Below are 12,748 nucleotides of genomic sequence, written 5' to 3'. Positions count from 1 at the left end.
AATTTATCCATCAATTGATGATTCGCCGTCAACCACCAAAACTAATATTTTTGTTCTAGAAAAACATCCCATGAGTGAAGTAATTTTATCGGTAAAAAATCTGACCGCTAGTATTGACGGAAACCAGATTCTTAAAGGAGTTAACCTCGAAATTAAAGCAGGTGAAACCCACGCAATTATGGGGCGCAATGGCTCAGGAAAAAGCACCTTTTCCAAAGTAATCGCTGGACATCCCGATTATGAAGTAACTGGGGGAGAAATAATTTATAAAGGCGAAAACCTTTTAGAAAAAGAACCTGATGAACGAGCGCTCATGGGGATCTTTCTCGCTTTTCAATATCCCCTAGAAATCCCCGGCGTTAGTAACCTTGATTTTCTTCGCGTTGCCTATAATGCCAGACAAAAACATCTAGGCTCGGAAGAATTAGATAGTTTTGACTTTGAGGAATTAGTCGAGAAAAAACTAGAAGTTGTCCAGATGAATCCTAGCTTTCTTGGCAGAAGTTTAAACGAAGGTTTCTCCGGTGGTGAGAAAAAACGTAATGAAATCCTACAAATGGCTTTATTAGAACCTACTTTAGGAATTCTCGATGAAATTGACTCCGGTTTAGACATCGATGCTTTGCGAATTGTTGCCCAGGGAGTCAATCACTTAGCTACTCCCGATAACGCTTTTTTACTTATCACTCACTATCAGCGTCTGCTCAACTACATTGAACCCGATGTTATTCATGTTATGTACGATGGGCGCATTGTCACCAGTGGCGGTAAAGAATTAGCCCTCGAATTAGAAAGAACTGGCTACGATTTCCTCGACGAACAAGTATTAGCCGTTAAATAATCTAGTTATCAGTTATCAGTTATCAGTTATCAGTTATCAGTTATCAGTTATCAGTAGTCAGTCCCGATGAAAAAATTTTCACCACCAGAGATGAAAGAGGTTTCCTTCCCCACACCCCACACCCCACACCCCACACCCCACTACCCCACTACCCCACTACCCCACTACCCCACTACCCCACTACCCCACACCCCACACCCTACACCCTACACCCCAACCCCCAAACCCCACCCCCTCTTACCAATGACAGCCATAATCACGAAACCTGAACAATCAGGAGAATTATTGTTAAAATTGTCGCGAGAAACGGTTCCCACTATCGATAACGGTAAAATTCTCGAATTAAGAGAATCGGGAGCCAGTAAAGCTCAAGAATTAGCCATCCCTGGCAGAAAAGATGAAGAATGGCAATTTACCGATTTAAGTCAACTCTGGGCGATCGATTTTCGCGCCCCCCAAACCGTTACAATCGATAAAAATGCCCTAGCTGTTTTTTTACTGCCCGAAGCCAAAAACAGCCACCTAGTCTTCGTTAACGGCATTTATCAGCCCGAATTGTCCGATATTTCCGCTTTACCCCCCGGTGTCAGCGTCGGCAATCTCGCCAATGCACAAAAAGATGTTCTTGTCAACTATCTAGGGAAAGAAAAAACACCCGAATTTTTTACCGCACTCAACCAAGCTGGACTAAGCGATGGGGCAGTAATTCACGTCACCGCTAACACCGTCGTCACAACCCCGATACATCTCCTATTTATCACCGTTGTGGAGGAAATTCCCCGCTTTTATCAGCCCCATAGCCTAATCGTGGCGGAAACAGGAGCTAGTGTCAATATTATCGAGAATTACGGAGCTTTAGCCGAACATTGCTCCGATTTACCTGTAAATTACTCTTATTTCACCAACGCTGTCACGGAAATTTACCTCGAAGCCAACGCCGAGGTCATCCATACCAGAGTACAACGGGAATCGGGAGATGGTTTTCACATCGGACGCACGATAATTGAACAAGCGCACGATAGCCGTTACACTCTCAACGAGATAAATCTAGGAGCTAAACTCTGCCGTCATAACCTCGATGTCCTGCAAAAAGGCGAACAAACCGAGACAAATCTGCACGGATTAGCCATGATTACCGGACAACAAACCGCCGATACCCACAGCGCCATCTATCTCAACCATCCCCACGGCATCACCAAGCAACTGCATAAATGTATCGTTGATGGTAGCGCTCACGCCATCTTTAATGGTAAAGTGTTTGTTCCCAAACCCGCCCAATTAACCAACGCCTCCCAGTTAAATCGGAATTTGTTAATTTCTAACAAGGCACGAGTCAACACCAAACCGGAATTACAAATTACCGCCGATAACGTCAAATGTTCCCACGGGGCAACCGTTAGCCAACTGGAAGCCGATGATTTATTCTATCTGCAAAGCCGGGGCTTAAGCGCCGACACCGCCCGCAGTTTGTTAATTGATGCTTTCTCGGCCGAGATTTTAGCTAAAATTCCTCTAGAATCCCTCCGCCAAAGATTGGGGCAATGCGTCGCCTGTCGCAGTGTGGAATAACTCTACCGGGGTGGGTGTCAACCCGCCCAAAGTACCCCTCTGACTCCTGACTAAAATGACAATTATCCAAGAAAAAACCCTCGCCCAAAAAGTCCGCGCCGATTTCCCTATCCTCCATCAAACCGTACACGATAAACCCCTTATCTACCTCGATAGTGCCGCCACTTCCCAAAAACCCATTCAAGTATTAGAAACCCTGCGAAACTATTACGAAAAAGATAACGCCAATGTGCATCGGGGGGCGCATACTTTAAGTGTCCGGGCAACGGAAGCCTACGAAGGGGCCAGAGATAAGGTGGCTAGGTTTATTAATGCCGCTTCTCGTCAGGAAATTGTCTATACTCGCAACGCCACGGAAGCGATTAATTTAGTCGCCTACAGTTGGGCATTAAATACCCTGAAAGCAGGGGATGAAATTATTCTCTCGGTTATGGAACACCACAGTAATTTAATCCCCTGGCAAATCGTCTGCCAAAAGACGGGGGCAGTGATTAAATATGTGCAGTTAACCAGCGAAGAAAGCTTTGATTTAGAACAATATAAATCCTTGTTATCTGACAAAACTAAATTAGTTGCTGTCCTCCATGTTTCTAATACATTAGGCTGTATTAATCCGGTTGCCGAAATAGTCAGCCTTGCCCATCAAGTCGGTGCGAAAGTATTAATTGATGCCTGTCAAAGTGTCCCCCATTTAGCCATTGATGTGCAGTCCATAGATTGTGATTGGTTGGTGGCTAGTGGTCATAAAATGTGCGCCCCCACCGGTATTGGATTTTTGTATGGCAAAGAGGCGATTTTAGAGGCAATGCCGCCCTTTTTTGGTGGTGGCGAAATGATTGCGGAAGTCTATTTAGACCATTTTACCTGTGCGGAACTGCCCCACAAATTTGAAGCCGGAACCCCCGCTATTGGCGAAGCGATTGCCCTCGGTGCTGCGGTAGAATATTTAATGGGTTTAGGGATGGATAATATTCATGCCTACGAAGAAGAGTTAACCGCCTATTTGTTCAAAAAATTAGGAGAAATTGAGGGTTTAAGAATTTACGGGCCGCCACCTAGTTTAACGGGCCAAGGTCGGGCTAGTTTAGCCGCCTTTAATGTGGAAGGGATTCATGCTAGTGATTTAGCTACTTTATTAGACCACGAAGGAATCGCTATTCGTTCTGGTCATCACTGTACCCAACCTCTACACCGCCTTTTTGATGCTTCTGGCAGCGCGCGGGCAAGTCTATATTTTTATAATACCCGCGAAGAAATTGATAGCTTTATTGTCGCTTTACAGGAAACTATTGATTTCTTTGCCAATTGTTTTTCTTAGGGGTATCTCTAGCCCCTTTTCCTGTTCTTAAAGAGTGAAGGAAGTTACTTATTATTATCAAGGAATTTGTCCCGAAACGGGCGAGTTATTGCGCTTGCCCCGCACTCTTTTGGCTGAAAAAATCGCCCAAGATTTGATGACAACTATCACCAATCCTCAAGGTAAAATGTATGGGATTTTGTTAGGAGAAAATGCCGCTGGCGAAATAGAAATTTTAAAAGCTTTTTCTGGACAGGGAGAAGCTGCTGGCTGGGTTCCGTCCCTAGTGGGGAGAGAAAAAATTATGCTGGAAGAAAAGCGAGTTTTGCAACTTTTAGAAACAATTAAACAGGAAATTATCACCCTACAATCAATTCCCGAACATAATTTATATCGACTCAATCAAGCAAATTTTGAGTGCAAAATACAAGCTTTACAGCAACAACATCAAAACCATAAACAGGAACGAAATAGATTAAGAAATTTAGGAAATTTAAAGCCAGAAGAATTAGAAAAATTAAATAATATCAGTCGTCAGGAAAAAAGAGCAAGAAAGCAATTAAAACAGGAACAAAAACAAGTTTTAGACCCCTTAATTGATAAAATAAACGTAGCCAATCAGAGAATTATTGAACTTAAGCAACAGCGTAGGAAACTCTCCAAACAGTTACAGGAATTGCTGTATCAATCCTACTGTTTAAATAACTTTTCTGGACAATCTCTCTCCTTAGCTAAATTGATGGGCAGTAATTTGTTACCGACGGGAACAGGGGAATGTTGCGCCCCGAAATTATTAAATTATGCCGCCATGAAAGGATTAAAACCTGTCGCCATGGCCGAATTTTGGTGGGGAGAATCGAATCGAGATAGAAAACAGGGAGAATTTTATGGCGCTTGTCAAGAAAGATGTCAACCTCTCATGGGTTTTTTACTCTCTGGTTTACGTTCATCCCTAGAAATTATCTACGAAGACGAGGGAATAATTGCTATTAATAAACCCGCAGGATTATTATCGGTAGCAGGACGTTATCAAGATAGTCAAGATGCTGTGGTCAATCGGTTTCGTCGTCAGGGAAAAAATGTCATTCCAGTTCATCGTTTAGACCGAGAAACTTCTGGTATATTATTACTAGCTAAAAGTTTAGATATTTATCGTTGTTTATCCCAACAATTTCAACGGCGAGAAGTGGAGAAAATCTACGAAGCTATATTATCAGAAGTTGTTGAGCGAGAATCGGGCATAATTGACCTACCTCTCTGGGGAAATCCGCAAAATCGACCCTATCAAACTGTGGATTGGCAACGGGGAAAAGCTAGTCAAACCTATTTTAAAGTTATCGGTAAAGAAGGCAATTATTCTCGCCTCGAATTTATTCCCTACACGGGAAGAACCCATCAAATTCGTGTTCATAGTCAAGCGGGATTAGGTATAGGAATTTTAGGCGATCTTTTGTACAATGGTAAGCAGTCTGACCGTTTATACCTGCACGCTAAACAATTATCTTTTCGTCATCCTCAGACCGAAACTAAACTTGATCTAATCATTCCCACTCCCTTTTGAGAGCTATAATTGCTAACAGCAACAAATTAGCTATCTAAATGGAGCAAGAGGACTCCCGTTAAATTTCTCCTTAATTAAAGGCCGCCTTGATCGCTTTTTACGCTAGATTGTGCTATAATGAGAAGTTGGCATTTTTTAGGCAGAGAGCAATTACAGGAGGTGAATTAGGTTAATGACCCAAGTGGTAGTTGGTCAGAACGAGGCGATCGAATCAGCCCTACGTCGTTTTAAGCGACAGGTAGCGAAAGCGGGAATTTATGCGGATATCAAAAAGCATCAATTTTTTGAAACCCCTCAAGAAAAGAGAAAGCGTAAAGCAGTAGCCCGAAGACGACAAAGAACCCGTCGTCGTTAAATTCCACCAGTCAGAAGCTGAATAAAGGCTTCTGGCTGTCTTTTATTTTGATCGGGTTTTGGTGGCTGGGAAACAGATTAGGGACCAGGGGAGTAGGGATAAAACAGCCCTCAGCTGTCTCTTGCCAGAGTGCCTATCTCGACTGGGAAATTAATTCTGCACGACTACTTAAAACTCAACCCTTTGACCATAACTTAGGAGACTTTGTAGGGTTGCGAGGCGATTTTCCCAGACTTGTATTTGATAGGCAGATAAATCTTTTTGTCTGGACATCACAGATTTAAATTGATAGCTAAATCGCTTTAAAGCATTTTGAGTTAAAGTCAAATTGCGAGGGCTGGGATTAGTAGCTAATTGTTCTAATAGATTAGCCATTTCGTCCACTTCTTGACCCCAAGCTTTTAAGGTTCGCTCCTCCATTGCCCATAGATTATTCACTATTAAAAAACTCCACTCTTGACGCAGAGAATTAAACCGCGCCGCTGCCGTTTTAAAGGGTTGACGGTGGGGTAAAGGTTCAGCTTTTTTCGTAATTATCGATCCCTGAATGCGATTAAGAATTGTTTGTAGGTTGGGATTGAGATTTTCTGTGGCAAAAAGAGCGAATCCCGAAGTGGGAAGATTGCGAATAAATTGTAGTTGATCGATGGTGACTTGATCGGGTACTTTTAACAGACGGATACCGGGTACAATCAGAGCATTTCCTGCAATTTTGCGATCAAATAAAGACTGGGTTTTCTCTTCTAAAGTCCCTGTATCAAGAGCGTAAGTCATTAAAAAGATCAGGTCTATCCATTGATTTTGTCCCCATTCTTCCCAGTTTTGTTGAATACGATATAATCGTTCTTTTTGTTCTATGGGAAACACCGCCGCCGATATTTTTAAGTGGGGGCGAATCTGTTTTAAGCGAGTAGAAACCTGCGAGACAAAAGTATCAACATGACGGATTTTAAAGCTAGTCCATTGTTCCCATAAAGCACCCCGGTGATTTAAAGTAATGGGATCAACTCCCGTCATTTGTTTAAATAACCAACGGCTGGATTTACCATAACCATAGGTTTGATTAGAATTTTGATTCTGGAAGGGATAGCGAATATAATCTAACTGCAAGCCATCCACGTCGTAATTCTTGACAATTTCCTCGTAAAGAGATAAAAGATAGTTTTGTACGTCGGGATTAGCAGGATCAAAAAAGGCCTTTTTCGTGCCTTGACTATAATCAAAAGAACCACCACTTTTATTAGTTGCTCCCCAATCGGGATTACGCGATAAAACTGGACCGAGATAATCTAACGGTTGCTCTAATACCTTATTATGAGCTTGATTAGCCGCCGCAAAAACCCACACCCAAGCGTGGATTTCCATATTGCGTTCATGGGCTAATTTAACGGCAACTTTGAGGGGATCCCAACCTCTAGTTAAAGGATTTTGTTCGGGGGCAACTTGACTGGGATAAATAGTATAACTAGCATTAACTGTCTCGAAAAAGACCACATTAATACCCGCTGCCGCCATGCGATCGAATACTTTAGCTAAATCCTCCTCATTTTTAGCTTCTACGATCGTGCCTCGATCTAACCACATTGCCCGTATTTCTGGTTGGGCAAATTGTCGATTAGTGGGATAATGATCCCAAAGATTTCGCCGCGCTTGTAACCAAAATTCCCGCGCTTGGGTATAGTCCCCCTGAGCGATTAAATTCTGAAAATTATTTAAGGCTCCTTGGGCATTTTCTAGGGCTAAACGGAATCGTCTGGCTGTATCTGTGGTGGGGGAGTTTTTCGCACGATTATGAAATGCTTGTGCTAAGGATTTATCAGTATTGGATATATTACTATTACTGGCCTCTAAAGCTAAGAGAGTCGCTCCATAACGCCCGATTAATCCCTGTAATTCCGCCGTCATTTGGCTAATTTGTTGAGGAGTTAGGCTCGCTCTGGGGGGAATTGCCTCGGTATTCGGACTTAATCTCGCCGTTTCACTGGGGGGATTTTCTGAAATCTGGGGTAGAGGGGGACGGGGCGCGGTCGCTGTTGGTGTATTATTAATATTATTAACTATTGTTGAGTTTCCTTGACAATAGGGCGCAATTGTGTTAAGAGAAGAACTGCGATTAATGCCGTAGCGTTGCAGGGCGGTTTCTAGCCAAGCGCTATCGAGGGCGAGATTAGCGACGGCATCGCTGCCCCAGCGCCAACCGAGAAAGATCGAGTTATTATTGAGGACAACGGCGGGGGGATTGTTGCGCGCTCCCCAAACGGCGACGGTTTGGCTATTAACTCCCGTCGGGATAACCACACCACCGAGGAGACTGCTGGCTAAGGGTTTTTGGTTTTTCACTTCACCTAAATTAGTCGGTCGCAGGGTGTAAGCTTGGGAGTGAGGATAGGCCCAGTAAGCCCCAAATAGCGATCGCAATTGATCACGCACCGCAGGTTCCGAAAGATTTCCCGCCGGACCTGTGACAATAATTTTACCACCGCGATTCAGCCAACGACTCAAGACACTAGCTTGTAAACCGGAAATAGTCTCGACGTTGGGGATGATTAGAACCTTAATTTTATTTAAATCCGCGTCGCTTTGCCACTGATTACTCTGGAGAATGCAGTAATTAACCCCGACATTTTGCAAACGATCAGTGATAGCTGTCCATTGATTGGCATTTTCCTGACTTTTTAACACTGCCACCGGTGTCGCTAAAACTGGGATCGGTAGCAAGACAGCAACACAGGAGAAAAGGCAGGTAATGAGGCGCTTTTTAAAAAGATGATCAAGACGGAAAGACGATCCCAGCACGTTTTTTTCTCTTAATTTTTTTGGTTAACTCCTCCTGATCTTACCCAACTTAGCCAAAAAATAGTATCTTGGGGAACAAAAATTGCGTCTTAGTCGTCGGCAACAGGGTTTTAGGGTATTAGTTGAATTTCCCCACTTCCCCACTTCCCACTTCCCCCATCTCCCTACAACTGTAAAGACAATTGCCGAAAATGATCGCCGCGATGTTCAAAACTTTGGTATTGGTCAAAACTAGCGCAAGCGGGCGATAATAACACCACTTTAGCGGCTTTTGCTAGTCCTAGTTCGGCTGCGCGTTGAACTGCCCTGTCCATCGTTTCTACACATTCATAATCTTGATAACCTGCCGACTGTAAACGACGGGCAAAATCGGCGGCAGCGTCACCAATAAGCAGCACAGTGGCGACTTTTGCCTTAATTTCAGCGATCCAAGCCCGATCATCCCCGGCTTTCGCTTCTCCCCCCGCGATTAAAATCGCCGGACTAGGGACAGATTTTAAGCCCACTGCGGCGGCATCGTAGTTAGTTGCTTTACTATCATTAATAAAGTCTAGTCCTTTATAAGTACAAACATACTCTAGGCGATGGGCAACCCCGGGGAAAGTAGCGATCGCTTCGGTAATGGCTTTTTTCTCGATTCCTGCCAATCTAGCGGCGGCCACAGCCATAAGCAAATTCTGCTGATTGTGACTACCCACCATTTTCAGGAGATTAACCGGGGCAATTAACTCCCCAAAAGCCACGATCCAGTTATCTTGCAGATAAACACCACGACTAGGATCGCCCAAAAGCGCCTCTTTGCCCTGAACAGAAGTCCAGTAAGCTTGTTGCCATTGACTAACACCGATTTGACGCAGATAGGGATCATCACCATTGAGGATTTGGCGATCGCTTCTTTGCAGTAAAGAGGCTTTAATCTGATAATAATTTTCCAGGGTTTGATGACGACTGAGGTGATCGGGGGTAAAAGTTGTCCAGATGCCGATTTTCGGCGATAAATCCCTACTGGACTCGATCTGATAACTACTAATCTCTGCAATAATCCAATCGTATTTATCGGCTTTTAAAGCCAATTCACAGGCAGCATAGCCGATATTACCGCAGGAAGGAGCATTTAACCCCGCTTTTTGAAAAATAGCGGCACAGAGGGCCGTGGTGGTGGTTTTGCCGTTAGTTCCCGTAACACCCAACCAGGGGGAAGATTGCAGATAACGCCAAGCTAATTCTAATTCTCCGATCGTATCGATGCCTTTTTCTCTGGCAGTAATTAAAATCGGGGCATCCCAAGGCACCCCGGGGCTAACCACGATAAGATCGGGCAAGTCCGAAGCCCCTAGACTGAGATTTTGACCAAGATTGACAATAATTCCTTCGCTTTCCAGATTGGTTTTGGTTGCCTGTAAACTGGGAGAATCGGAGCGATCGCTTAATGTCACCTGCCAACCATCCCGTTTTAAGCATCTTGCCGCCGCTATTCCCGATCTTCCCAATCCAATAATCGCCGCTTTCGCCATCTTGTTGCCACTCTACTCAAGAGTCAATTTTTAGCAATCTCTATCCTACTGTGGATTAGGTCGAGTAATAGCTATCTTCCAAGAAAACAAAATTCTCTCGCTTACGTCTAGATCGATAAAATAAATGCAAGTACAATCTCTATAACAACGCTCCCTATTTATGAATCTAAAATCATCCTTAAAATTTACCCTACTGTTTTCACTTCTGGGGGGTTGTCTCCTGACGACACCCAGTCAAGCAACTCTCTTTGAACAACGAGAAGTTAATCAAGAGGATTTTATCGCTATTGCCCGACCCTACGGTAACGGTAAATACGATTTACTGATTTTGCAACAAATCCAGGGAAAACGCCAATGTTGGGCGGTAAATGGCACAGAACCGACCATTGTTCAGCCTCTGCTGCTCGATTTCGATTTTACCGGCAGTTGTGAACGGGCCACCGACAGTAACGGTTATTCCCTTCGCATTCAGGGCAAAGATTACGGTTTAGAATACCTGCTGCGTATCGTACAACGCAACGGGGAATTAGTCCTCGTAGGAACCCCCCGCAATCCCAGGCAATCGGAGGTAATTATTGGACGGACTAAAGGTTTAGGGACCGGTTTAATCCAAATTTATCTCATCGATGGCTGGCGCTTTACTAAACGCAGTCTAGCCGGTCAAAATCTCAGTCATATCTATCTAACTGCCGATAGTCCCAATTTCAATCCTCCCCCGGAATTACTCGCGGGTAATAGTTATTCCCTCCCCAGAGAATCCGTCAAAGCAGAAACACCCGTTAACCCTCCCGGTGATCCCGAAGTGCGAGAATATACCTTTACCGCTGCAGAAACAGCAGTACAGAGCAATCCTGAGCCAGTGGTCACTAATCCAGTACCAGAGCAAAATTCTACCCCAGCACCCCCAGTTACCTCTAATTTACCTCCCCTGACTCCTCCCCTTCGACTTGGCTCAGGGCAAGCCAATGCTCAGAATAATAATGCAATTGTACCACCACCGCCACCGCGCAACCTAGGCAATCAGAGAAGTTTATCAGATGTAATCACTTTTAATCGACCCGCTGCTAATCCCAGTAGTGGCAATACTAGCAATAGTGGCCGCAAAGGCTTTAAAGTAGTAATTGAAGCTAAAAACGAGAGCGATCGCAGCAAAGTTCGTTCTCTCTATCCCGACGCTTTCCCCACTTCCCACCAAGGTCGTCGCGTCTGGCAAATAGGCGCGTTTAGTAGTCGTGATAAGGCTGAAAACGCTTTACAAAGTCTTGCTCCCCTGCGCGGATCGATCGTACCATTTTAGGGAACGCTGGAACTGCGGAACGGGCAACAGAGAGTCGATAGGGGAAATGGGAAAATGGGGGAATTTCAACTAAAACCCCAAAACCCTAAAACCCTAACTCTCAACTCCGGCCTCCTGACTTGAAAGAGGGTGTAGGGTGTGGGGTGTAGGGAAGGAAACCTCTTTCCTCTGTGGGGGTGAAAATTTTTTCATCGGGACTGACTCCCCTGACTCCTGACTTCTAGAGTAACTGATAACTGATAACTGATAACTGATAACTGAAAACATGGAAATATCAGAACTAAAAAAAGGTATCGAGATAGTAGGATTGCGCCTGGGTAAAACCCAGGACTATCTTTGACTTACCCACTTTAAGGGCTAAAATTAAAGACTTAGAACAGGTGGCAGCCGTCCCCACTTTTTGGGATAATCCCGATACTGCTCAAAAAACCCTGCAAGAACTAAACGAATGTAAATCTTCTTTAGAAACCTATCAGGGTTGGTGTGAACAATTAGAAGATACTAAGGCAATTATCGAGTTATTAGAATTAGAATCCGATCGAACTTTACTAGAAGAAGCGACGGACAATTTAACTCATTTACAGCATGACCTCGATCGCTGGGAATTGCAACAGCTTTTAAATGGTCCCTACGACGCAAAAGGAGCAGTTTTAACGATTAATGCGGGGGCCGGGGGAACCGATGCCCAAGATTGGACAGAAATGCTCCTGAGAATGTATTCTCGCTGGGCCGAGAAACAGGGATATAAAGTCACTTTAGCGGAAATATCAGAAGGAGATGAGGCGGGAATTAAATCGGTGACAATTGAGATTGCCGGAACTTATGCTTACGGTTATCTGAAAGGAGAAAAAGGCACCCATCGGTTAGTCAGAATTTCCCCTTTTAATGCTAATGGTAAACGTCAAACCAGTTTCGCCGGGGTGGAAGTGATGCCAATTTTGGGCGATGATGCGGTGAGGGTAGAAATTCCCGATAAAGATTTAGAAATTACCACCACTAGATCGGGGGGAAAAGGTGGACAAAATGTTAATAAAGTGGAAACTGCCGTGCGTGTGGTTCATCTTCCCACAGGTATCGCTGTACGTTGTACCCAAGAGCGATCGCAATTACAAAATAAAGAAAAAGCCCTAGCTTTATTAAAAGCGAAATTGTTAATTATCGCTCGGGAACAACAGGCTCAAGCGATCGCCGAAATTCGCGGCGATATGGTGGAGGCCGCTTGGGGCAATCAAATCCGTAACTATGTTTTTCATCCCTATCAATTAGTTAAGGATCTCCGCAGTAATGTGGAAACCACCGATGTTACCCGGGTAATGAATGGGGATTTAGATAGCTTTATTGAAGCCTATTTACGTTTGGGGGGTGCAGTTTAAAGAAATGTATCGCCGTTGTCGTCCACAAGTCCCACTCCCGTGTGGACGCGATGATAAAATCTCCTCTTGGAAAAATGTCGATTTGCGTTGAAGCACTTTTTTGCTCGCTGTATAAGGGTTTCGCCGATTTGACATCCCTAAAATG

The 12,748-nt window shown here is 44.2% G+C and carries 9 protein-coding genes; 7 read left to right on the top strand and 2 right to left on the bottom strand.

Translation table 11 applies throughout. The features are described from left to right. Positions 1–70 precede the first annotated feature (70 nt). The 5 genes from sufC (at position 71) to rpsU (ending at position 5,623) form a co-directional block, all read left to right on the top strand. Positions 71–841, top strand: coding sequence for a Fe-S cluster assembly ATPase SufC (gene sufC / locus myaer_RS03300; protein ID WP_046660943.1), 771 nt, complete (start codon positions 71–73; stop codon positions 839–841). A 243-nt stretch (positions 842–1,084) separates the two neighbouring features. Next, positions 1,085–2,410, top strand: coding sequence for a Fe-S cluster assembly protein SufD (gene sufD / locus myaer_RS03295; RefSeq protein WP_046663591.1), 1,326 nt, complete (start codon positions 1,085–1,087; stop codon positions 2,408–2,410). Between the two features lie 55 nt (positions 2,411–2,465). Further along, positions 2,466–3,728: a SufS family cysteine desulfurase gene (locus myaer_RS03290; RefSeq protein WP_046660942.1), complete on the top strand. Its 1,263-nt coding sequence runs from the start codon at positions 2,466–2,468 to the stop codon at positions 3,726–3,728. 34 nt (positions 3,729–3,762) lie between these two features. Next, the gene (locus tag myaer_RS03285; RefSeq protein WP_046660941.1) at positions 3,763–5,268 is read left to right on the top strand and encodes an RluA family pseudouridine synthase; all 1,506 of its coding nucleotides are present in this window, start codon (positions 3,763–3,765) and stop codon (positions 5,266–5,268) included. Positions 5,269–5,440: 172 nt separating this feature from the next. After that, positions 5,441–5,623 carry a 30S ribosomal protein S21 gene (gene rpsU, locus myaer_RS03280; RefSeq protein WP_002738938.1) on the top strand — a complete coding sequence of 61 codons (183 nt, stop codon included), beginning with the start codon at positions 5,441–5,443 and terminating at the stop codon, positions 5,621–5,623. A 168-nt stretch (positions 5,624–5,791) separates the two neighbouring features. Here the strand turns inward: rpsU and myaer_RS03275 are convergent, their stop codons facing one another. Further along, entirely contained in the window at positions 5,792–8,419 is a 2,628-nt protein-coding gene (locus tag myaer_RS03275) for a glycoside hydrolase family 10 protein (RefSeq protein ID WP_046660939.1), read from the bottom strand. A 164-nt stretch (positions 8,420–8,583) separates the two neighbouring features. Further along, positions 8,584–9,933, bottom strand: coding sequence for a UDP-N-acetylmuramoyl-L-alanine--D-glutamate ligase (murD, locus tag myaer_RS03270; protein WP_046660938.1), 1,350 nt, complete (start codon positions 9,931–9,933; stop codon positions 8,584–8,586). 160 nt (positions 9,934–10,093) lie between these two features. Between murD and myaer_RS03265 the strand changes: the two genes are divergently transcribed. Together myaer_RS03265 and prfB are read left to right on the top strand one after the other, a co-directional pair. Next, positions 10,094–11,230, top strand: coding sequence for a DUF3747 domain-containing protein (locus tag myaer_RS03265; RefSeq protein WP_046660937.1), 1,137 nt, complete (start codon positions 10,094–10,096; stop codon positions 11,228–11,230). Positions 11,231–11,495: 265 nt separating this feature from the next. Further along, positions 11,496–12,603, top strand: a protein-coding gene (prfB, locus tag myaer_RS03260; RefSeq protein WP_103672689.1) for a peptide chain release factor 2 whose coding sequence is annotated in 2 segments (ribosomal slippage) — positions 11,496–11,567 and positions 11,569–12,603 — 1,107 coding nt in all. Because the reading frame shifts where the segments join, the coding sequence is not laid out codon by codon here. The last annotated feature ends 145 nt before the right edge of the window (positions 12,604–12,748 follow it).

Source organism: Microcystis aeruginosa NIES-2549, assembly GCF_000981785.2.
In the GTDB taxonomy this organism is placed as follows: domain Bacteria; phylum Cyanobacteriota; class Cyanobacteriia; order Cyanobacteriales; family Microcystaceae; genus Microcystis; species Microcystis aeruginosa_C.
Note: the sequence above shows the minus strand (reverse complement) of the source record. Positions and strands in the feature narration are given on the sequence as shown.